General features: G+C 56.8%; 17 protein-coding genes and 1 pseudogene. 13 read left to right on the top strand and 5 right to left on the bottom strand.

Annotated elements, in window-relative coordinates; all coding sequences use genetic code 11:
* Window positions 1-13: 13 nt before the first annotated feature.
* Window positions 14-652, bottom strand: coding sequence for a phosphoribosylglycinamide formyltransferase (gene purN, locus NQH49_RS14140; RefSeq protein ID WP_256697091.1), 639 nt, complete (start codon window positions 650-652; stop codon window positions 14-16).
* Window positions 649-1,689: a phosphoribosylformylglycinamidine cyclo-ligase gene (gene purM, locus NQH49_RS14135; RefSeq protein WP_256697089.1), complete on the bottom strand. Its 1,041-nt coding sequence runs from the start codon at window positions 1,687-1,689 to the stop codon at window positions 649-651. Before purM ends, purN begins: the two co-directional genes overlap by 4 nt.
* A gap of 230 nt (window positions 1,690-1,919) precedes the next feature.
* On the opposite strand from purM, the gene upp reads away from it, so the two are divergent.
* The 3 genes from upp to hda all read left to right on the top strand — a co-directional run bounded on the left by upp (window position 1,920) and on the right by hda (window position 4,693).
* On the top strand, window positions 1,920-2,546 hold the full coding sequence (upp, locus tag NQH49_RS14130; protein WP_008108331.1) for a uracil phosphoribosyltransferase: 627 nt from the start codon (window positions 1,920-1,922) through the stop codon (window positions 2,544-2,546).
* Window positions 2,547-2,614: 68 nt separating this feature from the next.
* Window positions 2,615-3,898, top strand: a complete 1,284-nt coding sequence (gene uraA, locus NQH49_RS14125; RefSeq protein WP_256697087.1) for a uracil permease — start codon at window positions 2,615-2,617, stop codon at window positions 3,896-3,898.
* A 93-nt stretch (window positions 3,899-3,991) separates the two neighbouring features.
* Window positions 3,992-4,693, top strand: coding sequence for a DnaA inactivator Hda (gene hda / locus NQH49_RS14120; protein WP_036649513.1), 702 nt, complete (start codon window positions 3,992-3,994; stop codon window positions 4,691-4,693).
* Here the strand turns inward: hda and arsC are convergent.
* Together arsC and bepA are read right to left on the bottom strand one after the other, a co-directional pair.
* On the bottom strand, window positions 4,690-5,037 hold the full coding sequence (gene arsC / locus NQH49_RS14115; RefSeq protein ID WP_256697086.1) for an arsenate reductase (glutaredoxin): 348 nt from the start codon (window positions 5,035-5,037) through the stop codon (window positions 4,690-4,692). The two genes, hda and arsC, sit on opposite strands and share 4 nt — an antisense overlap.
* Before the next feature lie 109 nt (window positions 5,038-5,146).
* A complete protein-coding gene (bepA, locus tag NQH49_RS14110; protein WP_256697085.1) occupies window positions 5,147-6,610 on the bottom strand; it encodes a beta-barrel assembly-enhancing protease in 1,464 nt (487 codons plus the stop codon).
* Between the two features lie 641 nt (window positions 6,611-7,251).
* Here bepA and NQH49_RS14105 point away from each other — a divergent pair.
* From NQH49_RS14105 to NQH49_RS14060, 10 genes and pseudogenes are all read left to right on the top strand, one after another.
* Entirely contained in the window at window positions 7,252-7,857 is a 606-nt protein-coding gene (locus tag NQH49_RS14105; RefSeq protein WP_008108336.1) for a DsrE family protein, read from the top strand.
* Between the two features lie 23 nt (window positions 7,858-7,880).
* Entirely contained in the window at window positions 7,881-8,489 is a 609-nt protein-coding gene (locus NQH49_RS14100) for a DsrE family protein (protein WP_008108337.1), read from the top strand.
* A gap of 126 nt (window positions 8,490-8,615) precedes the next feature.
* On the top strand, window positions 8,616-9,641 hold the full coding sequence (locus NQH49_RS14095; RefSeq protein ID WP_256697083.1) for a substrate-binding domain-containing protein: 1,026 nt from the start codon (window positions 8,616-8,618) through the stop codon (window positions 9,639-9,641).
* Window positions 9,638-10,651, top strand: a complete 1,014-nt coding sequence (locus NQH49_RS14090) for an ABC transporter substrate-binding protein (protein WP_256697082.1) — start codon at window positions 9,638-9,640, stop codon at window positions 10,649-10,651. Before NQH49_RS14095 ends, NQH49_RS14090 begins: the two co-directional genes overlap by 4 nt.
* Window positions 10,651-11,534: pseudogene (locus tag NQH49_RS14085) on the top strand (ABC transporter permease). Before NQH49_RS14090 ends, NQH49_RS14085 begins: the two are co-directional and overlap by 1 nt.
* Window positions 11,531-12,343: an ABC transporter permease gene (locus NQH49_RS14080; protein ID WP_256697080.1), complete on the top strand. Its 813-nt coding sequence runs from the start codon at window positions 11,531-11,533 to the stop codon at window positions 12,341-12,343. The pseudogene NQH49_RS14085 and the gene NQH49_RS14080 overlap by 4 nt, the downstream one beginning before the upstream one ends.
* Window positions 12,340-13,323, top strand: a complete 984-nt coding sequence (locus NQH49_RS14075; protein WP_256697079.1) for an ABC transporter ATP-binding protein — start codon at window positions 12,340-12,342, stop codon at window positions 13,321-13,323. The genes NQH49_RS14080 and NQH49_RS14075 overlap by 4 nt, the downstream gene beginning before the upstream one ends.
* A 100-nt stretch (window positions 13,324-13,423) precedes the next feature.
* On the top strand, window positions 13,424-14,242 hold the full coding sequence (locus NQH49_RS14070) for a phosphodiesterase (protein ID WP_305961278.1): 819 nt from the start codon (window positions 13,424-13,426) through the stop codon (window positions 14,240-14,242).
* Window positions 14,243-14,407: 165 nt separating this feature from the next.
* Window positions 14,408-16,000 (top strand): sensor domain-containing diguanylate cyclase, encoded by a 1,593-nt coding sequence (locus tag NQH49_RS14065; protein ID WP_256697077.1) that lies wholly within the window; start codon window positions 14,408-14,410, stop codon window positions 15,998-16,000.
* A gap of 65 nt (window positions 16,001-16,065) precedes the next feature.
* On the top strand, window positions 16,066-17,139 hold the full coding sequence (locus NQH49_RS14060; protein ID WP_256697076.1) for an AI-2E family transporter: 1,074 nt from the start codon (window positions 16,066-16,068) through the stop codon (window positions 17,137-17,139).
* A gap of 34 nt (window positions 17,140-17,173) precedes the next feature.
* On the opposite strand, the gene bcp is transcribed toward NQH49_RS14060, so the two are convergent.
* Window positions 17,174-17,641: a thioredoxin-dependent thiol peroxidase gene (bcp, locus tag NQH49_RS14055; protein ID WP_008108351.1), complete on the bottom strand. Its 468-nt coding sequence runs from the start codon at window positions 17,639-17,641 to the stop codon at window positions 17,174-17,176.
* Window positions 17,642-17,781 lie beyond the last annotated feature (140 nt).

Genomic DNA, 17,781 nt, shown 5'->3' with positions numbered 1-17,781 from the left:
TGGCGACCCTACGTTAGTCGTGTGCATATCCCTGTGGTGGCAACGGTTGCCCATCCAGCCACGCTTTACCTTCACGCATCTGCAAACGCCCATCAACAAACCAGCTGATCACCAGCGGATAGATCGCGTGTTCCTGATGCTGCACGCGCGCGCTGATCTCGTCTTCGCTGTCGCCTGCAAACACCGGCACACGCGCCTGCAAAATAATCGGTCCGCCATCCAGCTCGTCAGTGACAAAGTGCACTGAAGTGCCATGCTCTTCGTCGCCGTTTTCCAGCGCCTGACGATGCGTGTGCAAGCCCGGATATTTCGGCAACAGCGACGGATGAATATTCACCAGACGATCGTGATAGTGCGCGACAAAAGCGCTGCTGAGGATGCGCATATAACCGGCCAGCACCACCAGATCCGGCGCGTAAGCATCAATCTCCTGCATTAGCTGGCAATCAAAGGCTTCGCGGTCGGCAAAATCACTGGCAGCTAACGCATGCGGCGGGACATTGGCTTCCTGCGCGCGCGTTAAGCCATAGGCGCTGGCTTTATTACTGAAAACGGCAGCGACGCTGCCGTTGATACGCCCGCTTGCGCAGGCGTCGAGGATGGACTGAAGATTGCTTCCGTTGCCGGAGATCAGTACAACCAGTTTCTTCATGGATTGATAACCACACGCTCTTCAGAATCAGACGCTTTAATCACACCGATTTTCCACGCTTTTTCGCCCGCGTCGGTCATCAGCTGTACCGCTTTATCGGCTTCTGCCGGGCTCAGCGCAATCACCATGCCCACGCCGCAGTTGAAGGTGCGGTACATTTCGTGACGGCTAACGTTGCCCGCCTGCTGCAACCAGCTGAACACCGAAGGCCACTGCCAGCTGCTCTCTTCCAGCACCGCCTGGGTGTTGTCTGGCAGCACGCGCGGGATGTTTTCCCAGAAGCCGCCGCCGGTCAGATGCGAAATCGCATGCACATCAACCTGTTCAATCAGGCGAAGGATGTTTTTCACATAGATACGGGTTGGCGCCAGCAGATGATCGGCCAGTGACTTGCCATCCAGCTGTTTAGTGGCCGGATCGGTCTGGCTGACTTCAAGAATCTTGCGCACCAGAGAATAACCGTTCGAGTGCGGGCCGCTGGAACCCAGCGCGATCAGCACGTCGCCGTCCTGCACTTTCGAACCGTCAATGATTTCTGATTTTTCCACCACGCCGACGCAGAAACCCGCCACGTCGTAATCTTCGCCGTGGTACATGCCTGGCATTTCAGCGGTTTCACCGCCGACCAGCGCACAACCCGACTGCAAGCAACCTTCGGCGATGCCGGTGATGACCGATGAAGCGGTATCCACATCCAGCTTGCCGGTCGCGTAATAATCGAGGAAGAACAGCGGCTCAGCACCCTGAACAATCAGGTCGTTAACACACATCGCGACCAGATCGATGCCGATGCTGTCATGACGTTTGAGATCCATAGCCAGACGCAGCTTGGTGCCGACGCCATCGGTTCCGGAGACCAGCACAGGCTCGCGGTATTTCTGCGGCAGCGCACAGAGCGCGCCGAATCCGCCCAATCCACCCATAACTTCCGGGCGGCGGGTTTTTTTCACTACGCCTTTAATACGGTCAACCAGATCGTTACCAGCATCGATATCAACACCGGCGTCTTTGTAGCTGAGAGAGGTTTTGTCGGTCACTGCGGAATCCCCACGCGAGTTGCGGTTGGTGGCAAAAATTAAGCGCGGCAATTCTAACAGCGCAGGCAAACGTTTGCGAGTCCCATCTCATGCTGCCTTTGCATCGCCTCAGATTTTCGCCAATCCTTAGATGACGCAGGCTATTGACCGATGACATATGGCGCAGCGGCGAAAAGGCGGTATAATCCGGCGATTTTTTTTTAGCTCAACTCAATTCCGGGAGAACAATCATGAAGATCGTGGAAGTCAAACACCCGCTGGTCAAACATAAACTGGGCCTGATGCGTGAGCATGATATCAGCACCAAGCGTTTCCGCGAGCTGGCCTCGGAAGTGGGCAGCTTGCTGACCTATGAAGCCACCGCCGATTTGGAAACCGAACGTGTGACGATCGAAGGCTGGAACGGTCCAGTAGAAATCGATCAGATCAAAGGTAAAAAAATCACTGTAGTTCCGATTCTGCGTGCTGGCCTCGGCATGATGGAAGGCGTGCTCGAGCACGTGCCAAGCGCGCGCATCAGCGTGGTTGGCGTGTATCGTGATGAAGAGACGCTGGAGCCGGTGCCGTATTTCCAGAAGCTGGTGTCGAACATTGAAGAGCGCCTGGCGCTGGTGGTCGACCCGATGCTGGCAACCGGTGGTTCAATGATCGCTACCATCGATCTGCTGAAGAAAGCCGGTTGTACCAGCATTAAAGTGCTGGTGCTGGTAGCTGCGCCTGAAGGTATTGCCGCGCTGGAGAAAGCGCATCCGGATGTGGAGCTCTACACCGCATCTATCGATCAGGGATTGAACGAGAAGGGCTACATCATTCCTGGACTCGGCGATGCCGGGGACAAGATTTTCGGAACCAAATAAAAGAAACCAGCCGGCCAGAGAGTCGGCTTTTTTTTGTCTAAAAATATTCAATGGGGATAGCGAAAAATATGACCCGTCGTGCAATCGGCGTTAATGAACGCCCACCGCTTTTACAAACCATTCCACTCAGCTTGCAGCATCTGTTCGCCATGTTTGGCGCAACTGTGCTGGTGCCGATTCTGTTCCACATCAACCCGGCCACGGTGTTGCTGTTTAACGGCGTTGGAACACTGCTCTATCTGTTTATCTGTAAGGGCAAAATCCCGGCTTATCTCGGTTCGAGTTTTGCCTTTATTTCGCCGGTGCTGCTGCTGTTGCCGCTGGGTTACGAAGTGGCGCTGGGCGGTTTTATTCTCTGCGGTTTGCTGTTCTGCCTTGTGGCGCTGATCGTCAAGAAAGCCGGTACCGGCTGGCTTGATGTGATGTTCCCACCGGCGGCGATGGGCGCGATTGTCGCGGTTATCGGTCTGGAACTGGCGGGCGTGGCGGCGAATATGGCCGGTTTGCTGCCCGCTGACGGCACATCACCAGACAGCAAAACCGTGATCATCTCAATGGTCACGCTGGCGGTTACCGTGTTTGGTTCGGTGCTGTTCCGTGGTTTCCTCGCCATCATCCCGATTTTAGTCGGCGTGTTGGTCGGCTATGCGCTCTCTTACATGATGGGGATTGTGGACTGGACCGCAGTGGAAAATGCGCCGTGGTTTGCGCTGCCAACCTTCTACACGCCGCGTTTTGAGTGGGTGGCGATGCTGACCATTCTGCCAGCCGCGCTGGTGGTGATTGCCGAGCACGTGGGTCACTTAGTGGTTACCGCCAACATCGTGAAGAAAGATCTGATCCGCGATCCGGGCCTGCACCGCTCGATGTTCGCCAACGGATTATCCACCATGATCTCCGGTTTCTTCGGCTCCACGCCGAACACCACTTACGGCGAGAACATCGGCGTAATGGCGATTACCCGCGTTTACAGCACTTGGGTAATTGGCGGCGCGGCGATCTTTGCCATTCTGCTCTCCTGCGTCGGCAAACTGGCGGCGGCGATTCAGGCGGTTCCCGTGCCGGTGATGGGCGGCGTATCGCTGCTGTTGTACGGCGTGATCGGCGCATCCGGTATTCGTGTGCTAATCGAATCTAAAGTGGATTACAACAAAGCGCAGAACCTGATCCTGACCTCGGTGATCCTGATCATCGGCGTGAGCGGTGCCAAAGTGCATATCGGCGCGGCCGAGCTGAAAGGCATGGCGCTGGCAACCATCGTTGGCGTTGGCCTGGCTTTGATCTTCCGTTTAATCAGCGTATTACGCCCGGAAGAAGTGGTGCTGGACGCTGAAGAGAAGCGCGAAAGTTAAGGCTGCAAGCCGGGCAGGGAAGCCCGGTTCATCTCCGGCAAAGATCGTGATAAACTTGCGCGGTTTTCTGCCCGCTCATCCGTTGAGGTACTTCTGAACACGCCGGCACAGCTCTCATTGCCACTCTATTTACCCGATGATGAAACCTTCGCCAGTTTCTGGCCGGGGGAAAACACGTCTCTGCTGGCGGCGCTGCAAGGCGCACTTTCTCAGCAACACGGTAGCTATCTCTATTTCTGGTCGCGCGAAGGCGGTGGCCGCAGTCATCTGCTGCACGCAGCCTGTGCGGAACTCTCGGCGCGCGGCGAAGCGGTGGGCTATGTGCCGCTGGATAAGCGCACCTGGTTTGTGCCGGAAGTACTGGAAGGGATGGAGAATCTGGCGCTGGTGTGCATCGATAATATCGAGTGCATTGCAGGCGATCCGGAGTGGGAAATGGCGATCTTTGATCTCTACAACCGCATTCTGGAAATCGGTAAAACGCGTTTGCTGATTACCGGCGATCGACCGCCGCGCCAGCTGAATCTCGGCTTACCGGATCTGGCGTCACGCCTCGATTGGGGGCAGATTTACCGTTTGCAGCCGCTCTCGGATGACGACAAATTACAGGCGATGCAGCTGCGTGCTGGATTGCGGGGTTTTGAGTTGCCGGAAGATGTCGGACGCTTCCTGCTGAAACGCCTCGACCGTGAGATGCGCACGCTGTTTGATACGCTGGATCGTCTCGATCGCGCCTCCATCAGTGCTCAGCGCAAACTCACCATTCCCTTTGTTAAAGAAGCGCTGGAACTTTAGAGAATCTCCAGCACCGCTTCAGGCGGACGGCCAATACGCGCCTGTTCGCCATTGATCACGATTGGGCGTTCGATCAGTTTCGGATGTTCTACCATCGCCTGCAGCAGCTGATCCTCGCTTAACGCGCTATTCGCTAAAGCCAACTCTTTATACAAATCCTCTTTGCGGCGCATCAGTTCGCGCGCGCTGTGCATGCCAAGTTGTTGCAGCAGGTGCTGTAGCGTTGGCACATCCGGCGGCGTCTCAAGATAGAGCACCACTTTAGGCTCAATACCTTTCTCCTGCAACAGCGCCAGCGTCTCGCGGCTTTTGCTGCAGCGCGGGTTGTGATAAATGCTGACCATAGTTTGGGCATTCCTTTGATATGTTGAAACCGGCGGTCGCCATGAATGGCGACCCTACGCGTGTTCGATGTGGGTTTTGTAGGGTGCGCATTTATGCGCACCGGGAAAGTCACCCTTTCTGATACACCTTGAAGCGTTTTTGTAGCTCACGGAACTGGTCGATACGTGCGTCATAGCGCGCCTGTTTCAGGCTGCCGAGCGGCACCTGCGCGCTGGCGCTGCTCAAGGTAGAGATCGCCTGATCAAGCTGGCCGTTGAGCGCCAACCCCTCAGCGCGCGCTGAAAGTTCTTCATCCCGTAAACCCTGCGCCGCCGAAGCCTGCGCCAACAGATCAAAGGCGTTAACGTCGTCTGGATGGGCAAAGGTGTAGCGATTGAGGATACGGCTGGCGTTGGCTGGCTGTTTCGCTTCGACATAGGCGTTAGCCAGGTTCAGTTGCAGCACCGGATTGGTGCTGCTGCCTTTGGCGCTGCTCAGCATGGCGATCGCCTGCTGCGGCTGATTCAGGCCGATATCGATGTCGGTCATGATATCGAGGAACCAGACGTTATCCGGCTGTTTCGCCAGCAGCGGCGCAATCACCCGTTTGGCGCTGTCAAAGCTTTTGGCCTGCAGGAACTGCACCGCTTTGCCGTACTGCGCCGCCTGCTGCTCGCGCACGTTGCCTTTGGCGTATTCGTTCAGCAAATCATCGGTCAGCTGATTGCGGCCCGTGGCGTACATGCCGAGCGAACGCACTTTCGCCATGTAGAAATCCTGCGACGACTGCACCACCACCGGACGCATCTGGTTGGCGCGGTTACGCGCATCGGCCAGTCGACTGTCGGGTAACGGGTGCGTCAGCAAAATTTCCGGCGGTTTGGAGGAGAAGCGGCTCTGATCCGCCAGCTTCTGCAGGAAAGTCGGCATCGCTTGCGGATCGAAACCGGCACGTTGCAGCACCTGAATACCGATGCGGTCAGCTTCCTGTTCATTGCCCTGAGTAAAGCTGATAATGCCTTGCTGCGCGCCCGCCAGCGTACCGGTCAGCGCCGCCATGCCTGCTTGCGGACTGGCCATCGCCAGCAGAATCGACCCCAATGCGCCGACCCAGGTCAGCGGCGCATTGCGTCGCTGCTCTTCCATGGCGCGCGCCAGATGGCGCTGGGTGACGTGCGAGATTTCATGCGCCATCACCGACGCCAGCTGGCTTTCATTATCGGTGTAGCGGAACAGCGACGAATGCAGCACCACGTTGCCACCAAAGAAGGCAAAGGCGTTGAGTTCATCGTTCTGGATCAAAAAGAAGTGGAACGGTGTGCGTACCGAGTTGGCATGCGCCACCAGACGCTGACCGAGCTCATTAATGTATTGATTCAACAGCGGATCGTTAATCAGAGGCGCACTGGCGCGCAGCTGGCGCACGTAGAAGTCGCCCATCTGCAGTTCCTGATTAATCGAGAGCGTCGAACCTGCTGTGGTGCCCATGTCGGGCAGCGTATCACTGACGTCAGCGCGCGCACTCAGTGCAGGCGTCAGCAGCAGCGTAGGAATAAGGGCCGCCAGCAGTGATTTTTTCAACCGGTTAAACATGCCTTGATCCTGTAAAAGTCACCCGAAATTAGACAGGTAAGTGGTTCAGATGTTCTGCACTATTTTCCCATTTACTGAACGTGCTCTATCTTAACCAGACTGCGGCGACAAGCAAACGATGAAGATTCATAAGCTATAAATGAAAAAAAGGTTACAGCATGACGAAGTTGCAGCAAAAAATTGAACAGCACGCCGCGATTAAAACCGGCTTCTTCATCCGCAAAAGTTAAAGTTACGTAAAGTTGCTCAAAATTATTGAGCCTGGCATGAACTTTTCCAGGTTTACTCTGAAAAGAAGCGGCATATCAGCGCGGTTGGCCCGTTTTATCCATCAGTGATTTTAATCGTGATTGTGGTGTGAAAGGCAATTTGCACAGTAATCATCGGACAGATTTTAAACGCACGTAAACGTATCCCTTCTGAATTATGGCCACAATTTCACGGCCACTCTTTTCTCAACGCCTGCCAAAGCGTCAATCGAAAGCCTTTTTCAATTAACCCTGCTAATTATTTTGCACGCAACCATTCAGCCGGACAGCCCGTCACTACAGGACTTTTGCCATGCTCACGCTGTGGTATAGATAAAGCACTTTATTCAAACGGACTGTGAATTGACGCGCAGTGCATGCCGGAGAGTTTTTATGCGTTCTGTAGTCTCATACGCCCTTATTGCGATTGTCGGTGGCTTTGTTGGCGCCACCGTGAGCAAAGGTGATGACTTATATCAGCGTGTTGTCAGCCATTTTTCTGCCGAACCTACCGATCCCGACGGCTTCTGGAGCACGCCGGCCGTCGACGGCTACGGCAAAATCCATTATGAGCCGGATGCCGCCTTTAAACCGGTGGTGGGTTTAAGCAACAAAGTGGTGTTTCAAATCACCAAAAGTGAAGGAGAGATGACGCGGCCAAATCTTGGTCTTGAACGTGTCGCGCGCGTGGTGAATCTCTATATCGCTTCGGGCGTACCGGCCGACGACCTGCACTTTGTGGTGTCGGTTACGGGTGATGCCACGCCTGCGATGCTGGATAACGCGCATTTCCAGCAGTTCTACAAAGCGGACAACCCTAATCTGGCGCTGATTGGCGCGCTGAATAAGTTGGGCGTGAAAGTTTCAGTGTGCGATCAGTCGGTGGCGTTCCATCACTTCCCGAAAGAGTGGATTGACCCATCGGTGATTCATGCACTCTCCAGCCCGACCACCGTGTCGACGCTGGAAAATCAGGGTTATGCACTCTTACAGATGTAAATCTCAGGCACAGGAGAAGTGAAATGCGTCCAGCATCCTATATCGTTATTGCGGCCCTGGCAGGTTTTGTCGGCGGCAATGTATTACAACTGCCCGATTTGGTCGACAAGGTCAGCGATAAATTCGCCGACAAGAAAACCGAACCGGCTGACTTCTGGAGCACGCCGGCGATCGACGGCTACGGCAAAATCCATTATGTGAGCGTGCCGGACTACAATCCGGCCACCACGCCGGGATTGAGCAATAAAATCGTCTTCCAGATCAACCGTAATGAAGGGGATATTCATCAGGCCAATCTCGGGCTGGAGCGCGTGGCGCGCGTCACCAACCTTTATTACGCGGCGGGCGTACCGCTCGATCAGCTGAAGTTTGTGGTGTCGATCAACAGCGATGCGGTTCCAGCTGCACTGAACAACGATCAGTTCCGCAAAGCGTACGGCACCGATAACCCGAATCTCAAGCTGATTGATGAGCTGAGAAAAGCCGGCGTGAAGGTGACTATTTGCGATCAGTCGGTGGCTTTCCATCAGCTGGAACGTGACTGGATTGATACGCGCGTCACCCACACGCTGTCGAGCGGCACCACCGTGGCGTCGCTGCAAAACGAAGGTTACGCCTTCCTGATGTTGTAATTTCTGCCTGACAGCAGTTCGCGCTGCTGTCATCTCGCTGTCATTTCTCCGCGATGTTGCTGTCACAGTTCGCCGCTAGTTTAAGCGCCAATGAGATCGATCTCATTGGCACTTTACGAGGCGAACATGTCCGATTTAATCAGCGTGGCCAAACTGGCTGGCGTTTCTCGCGCCACCGCTGCACGCGCTTTCTCTGATCCGCATCTGCTACGTGCTGACACGCTGGAAAAAGTGTTGAGCGCCTCCGAGCAGCTCGGCTTTCGCCCCAATCACATTGCCCGCCAACTGCGTACCCAGAGTTCAACCACCTTCGGCGTGCTGCTGCCGTCGCTGCTCAATCCGATCTTCGCCCGCCAACTGCAAGCGATGGAGCGGCAGGCGCGTGCCGCCGGTTACGGTCTGCTGGTGGCAACCAGCGATTATCAACCAGAACGTGAAGCGGCGATTGTCGAGCACATGCTGAATCAGCGCGTGGCCGGTTTGGTTCTCACCGTTGCCGACGCCGATAACAGCGCCATTCTGCATACACTGCATCAAGCCAGCATGCCGTTTGTCCTGACGCACAACGTGCCGCAGGAAACCCACTGGCCCGCCATTTGCGTCGATAACCGTCAGGCGATGCAAGAAGCCACTGAACATCTGCTGCAGCTCGGCCATCGCCACATCGGCATGGTGGCCGGGCCGATGCTGCAATCGGATCGCGCACGTCTGCGCTATCAGGGCTATTGCGATGTGATGCAACAAGCCGGACTCGACGCGCTGCCGGTCATTGAAATGCCTAGCCATACCCAATCCGACTTCACGCTGCTTCAGCCGCAGCTGAGTGGCGACACGCCGCTGAGCGCGGTGATCTGCACCAACGATCTGCTCGCCATCAGCCTGATTGGTGACGCCGCGCGCGCCGGTGTGCGCATTCCGCAGCAGCTGTCGGTGATGGGTTTTGATGGCATCGATATCGGCGAGCACATCGCGCCGTCGCTGGCGAGCGTGAGCCAGCCAGCCGACATGCTCGGCGCCGGGGCGATCGACATGCTGTTACAACAAGCCAGCCGCGGCACGCGCGTGCTGCCACATCGATTAAGGCTCGGCGCCAGTATCGCCGCGCCAGCAACCACTTTTTCTTCCATTGCCAATATCAGGGAACCATCATGAAAAAAGTCACAATGATTACCGGGGCGCTCGCACTGACCGCCGGCTCGCTGTTCAGTTCGCTGGCGCAGGCCGCCGATACGGCGATCTGCTACAACTGTCCTCCCGAGTGGGCGGATTGGGGAACCCAGCTTAACGCCATTGCCAAAGACACCGGGATTCAGGTGCCGCAGGACAACAAAAACTCCGGTCAGGCGCTGGCGCAGCTGGTGGCGGAGAAGGGTAATCCGGTGGCAGATGTGGTTTATTACGGCGTCAGTTTTGGCATCCAGGCGGACAGCGCCGGTGTCATCAGCGGCTATAAGCCCGCGCATTGGGACGAGATCCCAGCCGGAATGAAAGATCCCGACGGTAAATGGGTGGCGCTGCACTCCGGCACTATGGGCTTTATGGTTAACGTCGATGCGCTGGGCGGCGCGCCGGTGCCGCAATCCTGGGACGATCTGCTGAAGCCAGAATACAAAGGGATGATCGGCTACCTCGATCCGGCCAGTGCGTTTGTCGGTTACGTGGCGGCCGTGGCGGTCAACCAGGCGAAGGGCGGCAATATGAATGACTTCACGCCTGCGCTGACGTGGTTCAAAAAATTACAGGCAAATCAGCCGATCGTACCGAAGCAAACCGCCTACGCGCGCCTGATCTCCGGTGAGATTCCCATCCTGCTCGACTATGACTTCAACGCCTATCGCGCCAAATATAAAGATCACGCCAATGTCGCCTTTGTGATTCCGAAAGAGGGCACGGTCACGGTGCCGTACGTCATCAGCCTGGTGAAGAACGCGCCGCACGCAGACAACGGCAGGAAAGTGATCGACTACGTGTTGTCGGATAAAGGGCAGTCGATTTGGGCCAATGCCTTCCTGCGTCCGGTACGTACCTCGGCAATGTCCGCAGAGGCGAAGAAATTCTTCCTGCCAGACAGCGATTATGCGCGCGCGCAAACCGTGAACTATCAGCAGATGGCCGATGCGCAGAAAGCCTTCTCGGCGAAATACCTGAGCGAGATCCGTTAATGTCGATGGCTGACACCCTGGCGGCCTCGCGCCGCCAGATACCTACACAACCGGGCAGCCGCTGGCTGTGGCTGACGCTGCCCGCGCTGCTGTTCTTCTGCGCTTTCTGGCTGCTGCCGTTTGCCCGCCTGTTGCAAATCGGCATGCAGGACGACCGCAGCATCCAGCACAGCGGTTACTGGACGGTGATCACCCAGCCGCACTATCTGCTGAGCCTGCTGAACACCGTGCTACTGTCGCTGGCGGTGACGCTGGTGACCTTGCTGATTGCCGCTATCGTCGGCTGTTTTCTGGCGCGTCAGCGCTTTACCGGGCGCGTCAGCGCTTTACCGGGCGCGGCACCTTGCTGGCGCTGCTGACCTTTCCGCTGGCGTTTCCCGGTGTGGTGGTGGGTTTTCTGGTGGTGATGCTGGCCGGGCGTCAGGGATTGCTGGCGCAAATCAGCATGAGCTTGGTGCATGAGCGCTGGACGCTGGCCTATTCGCTGGCGGGGCTGTTTATTGGTTACCTCTATTTCTCGCTACCGCGCGCCATCGTCACGCTGGTGGCGGCGAGTGAAAAACTCGATCGCTCGCTGGAAGAAGCGGCGCGTTCGCTTGGCGCCAGCCAGTGGCGCATCACCTGGGATGTGATTGTGCCCGGCCTGCAACCGGCGCTGCTTTCTACCGGTGCGCTCTGTTTCGCCACCAGCATGGGCGCCTTTGGCACCGCCTTTACGCTCGGCACCGATTTGGCGGTGCTGCCGCTGACCATTTACGGCGAGTTCACCAACTACGCCAACTTTGCCACCGCCGCTGCGCTGTCGGTGTTGATGGGCGGATTCGCCTGGCTGGCGCTGATGCTGGCGCGCCGTCTGGCGCAGGCTAGGGAGGCGCAATCATGAAGCGTCGTGGACTGTTTAGCCTGCAACTGTTGATCACCGCCATCACCGCGCTGTTTATGATCGTGCCGGTGGTGCTGTCGATGCTGGCGGGCGTCACCAATAACTATTTTATCGGCCTGCGCAGCGGCTTCACGCTGAAGTGGGTGGAGCAAGTGTGGCAGATGTACGCCGATACCTTCTGGCTGTCGCTGCTGATCGCGCTGTTCTGCCTTTTAGTCACTTTGTTGATTGGCGTGCCTGCCGCGTGGGGATTGCTGAAAGCGCCGGGCCGCTGGGCAGCGCGTATTGAAGAGTGCTTGATGCTGCCGGTGGCGCTGCCCGGTCTGGCGACCGCGCTCGGTATCATTCTGCTCTACGGCCAGTTTTCCGGCCTGCGCGACAGCTGGCTGTTTATCCTGATTGGTCACGTGCTGTTTACCCTGCCGTTTATGATGCGGCCGGTGCTGGCGGTGATGCAGGCGGTGGATATGCCGCGCCTCGAAGAAGCCTCGGCCAGCCTTGGTGCCAGCTTGTGGCAGCGCTTCTTTACCGTGGTGGTGCCGAACTGCCGCAACGGCATTCTGGCCGGTGCTTTTATGGTGATCACGCTGTCGGTGGGCGAATTCAACATCACCTGGATGCTGCATACGCCGCTGACTAAAACCTTGCCGGTTGGCCTGGCCGACAGCTACGCATCGATGCGGCTGGAAGTGGGTTCCGCCTATACGCTGATTTTCATTCTGATGATTCTGCCGCTGCTGCTGATGCTTAATGCCGTGAATCACTGGCTTAACCGCGCGGTTTCGCGCCAACACAAGGAGGCAGCATGAATCCTGCGGCCGTTACCGTGACGCTGCGCGGCTGCGCACGTCACTTTAATCATCATCAGGCGCTGCAACCGCTCGATCTCACCGTTCATGCCGGCGAAACGCTGGTGCTGCTGGGGCCGTCTGGCTGTGGCAAAACCACCACGCTGCGCATTATCAGTGGGCTGGAGAGCTGCGACGTCGGCGGCGAAGTGTGGTTTGACGATCGCAACGTTACCGCGTTGCCGATTGAAAAACGCAACGTCGGCATGGTGTTCCAGAACTACGCGCTGTTCCCGAATCTCAATGTGGCCGAGAACGTAGCGTACGGTCTGAAAGTGCAGGGCGTGGCGCGTGCCGAACGCGAAGCGCGCGTGCAGGAGATGCTGGCGCTGGTGGATCTCACCGCGCTGGCACAGCGCCGCATCGACAAACTCTCCGGCGGGCAGAAGCAGCGCGTGGCGCTGGCGCGCGCATTAGCTGCGCGGCCTAAAGTGCTACTGTTTGATGAGCCGCTGGCGGCATTGGATGCGCGCCTGCGCGATCGTCTGCGTCTGGAGATCGGCGCGCTGCTGAAGAAGCTGGCGATCACCGCAGTCTACGTGACGCACGATCAACAGGAAGCGATGGCGCTCGGCGACCGTATTGCGGTGATGGAGCAGGGACGTTTGGTGCAAATCGATACGCCGCAGAACATCTATCAGCATCCGGCATCAAAATTTGTCGCCGATTTTGTTGGCGCGATTAACTGCGTGGATGTCGATACACGCGGCAATCCGCAGCGTTTCTGCCGTCCGGAAGATGTGCTGCTGGCCAGCGATGATCGCTATCAGCGCCAGGGCTTTATTGTCGCCAGCACCTTTTTGGGCGCGTCGCAGCGGCTGATGATCGATATCGGGCTGGCCACACCGATTCAGGTGGATCGCCACGCGCGTGAAGCCTGGCATGCCGGACAAGCGGTGAGCTGGGCGCTGGCGCAGGACGCTGCGCTGCAGTTTTCATAATCGGTCCGGTCGCCATAAATCTATGTACCGTCGTAGGGTCGCCATTAATGGCGACCGACTAGCATTGAATATCCAAAGGAAAAAATTCGTGTCTGAAGCAATGACGCTAATCGCACAAATCAGCGATTTACACATCAAGGCCAACGGCCGTTTGTCCTACAAAAAAGTCGACACCCAAGCCGCGCTGCTGCGGGTTATCGAGACGCTAAACCGCCTTTCGCCGCGCCCCGACAGGGTGGTGATCACCGGCGATCTGGTCGATTTCGGCACGGCAGAAGAGTATCAAACGTTGAAGCAGGCGCTGCGCCAGCTGCAACTGCCGTTTCTGCTGATGCCAGGCAATCACGACGATCGCCAGGCGCTGCGTGCGGCGTTTCCAGATCATCACTATCTGCAGCGCGGTGAAACCCTGAACTGGCAGATGCAAGTGAAAGGGGTGCAACTGCTGGCGCTTGATTCCAGCGTGCCGCAGCAGCCGTGGGGCTATGTGGATGAAGCGCAGTTGCACTGGCTTGATGAGCAGTTGCAGCGCCAGCCGCATTTGCCGACGCTGGTGATGCTGCATCATCCACCGTTTCTCTGCGGCATAGAACATATGGATAACCAACCGCTGCGCAATCCGGCGGCGCTGGCGGCGATTATCCAGCGTCATCCGCAGGTGGAACGCGTGCTCAGCGGCCATCTGCATCGCTCAGTGCAGGCACGTTTTGCCGGTACCCTGGCCTGTGTGGCGCCGGGCGTATCGCATCAGGTGGCGTTTGATCTCGCCGAAAATGGCCCAGCCAATTTTGTGCTGGAGCCGCCGGGCTTCTTGCTGCATCGCTGGCATGCGCAGCAGGGCATGAGCACCCATTTGTGTGCCATCGGCGATTATCCCGGTCCGTGGCCGTTTTACGATGCCAATGGTTTGATCGATTAGCGCCAGCGCAGAGAAAGAAATCTGTGTGGCTGACAGGATGCTTCGTGCTCAATTTGAGTTGTGGGTGTACAATCGCCCGTTAGCTCACCAGGGCAAGTGCATCCAACAATAACAAGACTGTCAGGCACACATATTGATGAATCTATCCACTAAGGCCGGCGCGCCATGCTAATGCGCCTGCGGCCAAAAACTGACCTGCGAACGCTGATCGCGCTATTGGCGATCACCAGCATCGTCATCACGCTCGCCAACACCCTGTACGCCACCTGGCGCGTGCAACGTATGGTCCTGATCGAAAGTACACTCGAAGCCAATCGCGCCTACGCCACCAAACTGGCGGCGACCACCGAGGTCTTCTTTCAGCTGGCTCAGTCGCAGCTGCACTACAGCGCGACACAGTTGGGTAATGATTTTGATAATGCCGATCTGTCGCAGCAGGAGGTGAATCGCCTGCGTGAGCAAACCAACAGCTTTAACTCGGTGGCCGTTGTGGACAGCAACGGCATCGTGAAAGCCATTTCACCCGAATCGCTGATGCTAAAAGGCATGCAGCTGACCAGCCAGGCTTCGCGTGAAGCACTGGCGCAGCGTCAGCCGATGGTCAGCAGACCCAGCATTTCCGCCGCCAATAACCTGATTGTGTTTGTCTCCTGGCCGATCTGGAGCAAAGACGGACGCTACCTTGGCTACGTCGGCGGCACCATCTACCTGAAGAAGAAAAGCATCCTCAACGCGCTGCTCGGCGAGCAGTTCTATCGCGATGGCACGCATGTTTACGTGCTGGATCGCAATAATCAGGTGCTCTATCACCAGAACAGCCAGCTCATTGGCAAAAGCGTGCCGGGCATCGTCAGCGATCGCCAGCGCGAAGAGAAAACCAACGGTGAAGTGCAACTGACAGAAGAGAACGTACCTAAGCTGGCCGGTTACGCCATCGTGCCCACCACCGGCTGGATGGTGGTGGCGTTAAAACCGACTGATGTCACACTGGCGCCGCTCACCGGCTTACTGCTGAAAGTGTTGAAAAACTCGGTGCCGTTTGCGCTGCTGACCTTGCTGGTGGCGGTGATTCTGGCGCGACTGATTGCGCTGCCGCTGTGGCAGCTGGCGCGTAAAGCCAGCCAGATGGATTCACAAGGTGTGTCGAGCGAGATTGGCGGCATTCGCGCCTGGTATTTCGAAGCGGCGCAGGTCAAACGCGCGCTGCTTACCGGCATTGGTTTAGTGCAGGACAAAATTGGTCGCCTGAAATCGGAAGTGCAGAGCGATCCCATGACCAATCTGCTTAACCGCCGTGGCCTGAGCGCGGTGCTTGACTACTTCACCACTATGCGCCAACCGTTCTCGGTGCTGGCGCTGGATATCGATCACTTCAAACGGGTCAACGATACCTTTGGTCATGACGTGGGTGATGACGTCATTAAACATGTGGCGCGAACCTTACGCGGCAGCGCACGTCAAACCGATGTGGTGTGCCGTAGCGGCGGGGAAGAGTTCCTGATGCTGCTGCCTGCGACCTCGGTCGAAGATGCGCGTATTCTGGCCGAGCGTGTGCGCATCAGCATCGCGGAAAACTGGATCGATCAGGTCGGCAATGTCACGCTGTCGGTGGGCATTGCCGACTGGCAGCCGGAAAGTGGTTCGCAGGAGCAGAGTCTTAAACAGGCCGATGCCGCGCTCTATCAGGCGAAAAATGCCGGGCGCAACTGCGTGATGATCTCCGGTCAGGATGCGTTGGTCAGTAGCATTACGCATTAATCCCCTCAATCAAATTATCAATCGGTCGCCATGAATGGCGACCCTACGTTCAACTGGAAGTAAAAATGCTCGTTCTGCTTTATCAATGGTACAAACGCCGCTTCAGCGATCCGCAGGCCATCGGGCTGCTGGTGATTCTGCTGGCGGCGTTTTGCATTCTGTTCTTCCTCAGCGGTTTGCTGGCTCCGCTGTTAGTGGCGTTAGTGCTGGCTTATCTGCTGGAGTGGCCAACGGTGCGCTTGCAGCGCGTCGGCTGCAGCCGAACCTGGGCGACCAGCGCGGTGCTGGTGGTGTTTGCCGGTATCTTGCTGGTGATGGTGCTGATTGTCGCGCCGGTGGCGTGGCAACAGGGCATCAACCTGACGCGCGACCTGCCTAACATGCTGAATAAGCTCTATGTGTTTGCTGCTGGCCTGCCGAAGCGCTATCCGGCGCTGGTCGATGCCGGCATCATCGATATCATCGTTGAGAACCTGCGCAGCCGTCTCACCGGACTCGGCGAATCGCTGGTGAAGTATTCGCTGGCATCGCTGGTGGGTTTGATGACGCTGATGATCTATCTGGTGCTGGTGCCGCTGATGGTGTTCTTCCTGCTGAAAGATAAAGAGCAGATGCTGAATGCGGTACGTCGCGTGCTGCCGCGCAATCGCGGTTTGGCGGGCGTGGTGTGGCAAGAGATGAATCAGCAGATCACCAATTACATTCGCGGCAAAGTGCTGGAGATGGTGGCGGTGGGCTTTGTCACCTGGCTGGCGTTCCTGCTGCTGGGCCTCAACTATTCGTTGCTGCTGGCGGTGTTGGTGGGTATTTCGGTGCTGATTCCTTATATCGGCGCAATGGTGGTGACCATTCCGGTGATTGGCGTTGGCCTGTTCCAGTGGGGATTGGGCAGCGATTTCTGGACCATGATCGCCATTTATCTGGTGATTCAGGCGCTAGATGGTAACGTGCTGGTACCGATTTTGTTCTCGGAAGCGGTCAATCTGCATCCGTTGGTGATCATTCTGTCGGTGGTTATTTTCGGCGGGATGTGGGGATTCTGGGGCGTGTTCTTTGCAATTCCGCTGGCGACGCTGGTGAAAGCGGTGGTGCGTGCGTGGCCAGAAACCCCGGCGCTCGAGGAGCCGCGCACCGAATAAAAGAAAACGGGTGCGACCTGCGCACCCGTTTACATCAGGCTGATTTCAGATAATCCAGCACAATGTCGTGATGGTTGGAGGTTTTGAAATCGTCGAACACTTTCTCAACTTTGCCGTTGGCATCAATCAGGAAGCTGATGCGGTGAATGCCGTCATAGGTTTTGCCCATAAAGGTTTTTTCACCCCAAACGCCAAACTGCTCGCATACCTGATGATCTTCATCCGATAACAGCGTGAAGTTCAGCAGCTCTTTATCGGCAAAGCGCGACAGTTTCTCGGGCTTATCGGTGCTGATACCCAAAATCTCAACGCTAATCTTTTTCAACTCATCCATGTTGTCGCGCAGTCCGCAAGCCTGCACGGTGCAACCCGGCGTCATGGCTTTCGGATAGAAATAGACCAGAACGCGCTGTCCCTGGAAGTCGGCCAAATTTACTTGTTCGCCGTCCTGATCGGGCAAGCTAAATTTCGGTGCAGTATCACCGGCTTTCAGTGGATTCATCACAACTCTCCATTTTTTCTACATGCTGTGGGTAATACACCATCAAGAGCAAAAGTGCCAGGTGGTGTTTACCGTCAGGGTTATTTCACAACACGGTTTGCCGCAGCGGCAGAGTGTGTGGCGAAATAACCCGGAGCCTG

The organism is Pantoea trifolii (assembly GCF_024506435.1).
Classification (GTDB): Bacteria; Pseudomonadota; Gammaproteobacteria; order Enterobacterales; family Enterobacteriaceae; genus Pantoea; species Pantoea trifolii.
This window is presented reverse-complemented; position numbering and strand designations above follow the sequence as displayed.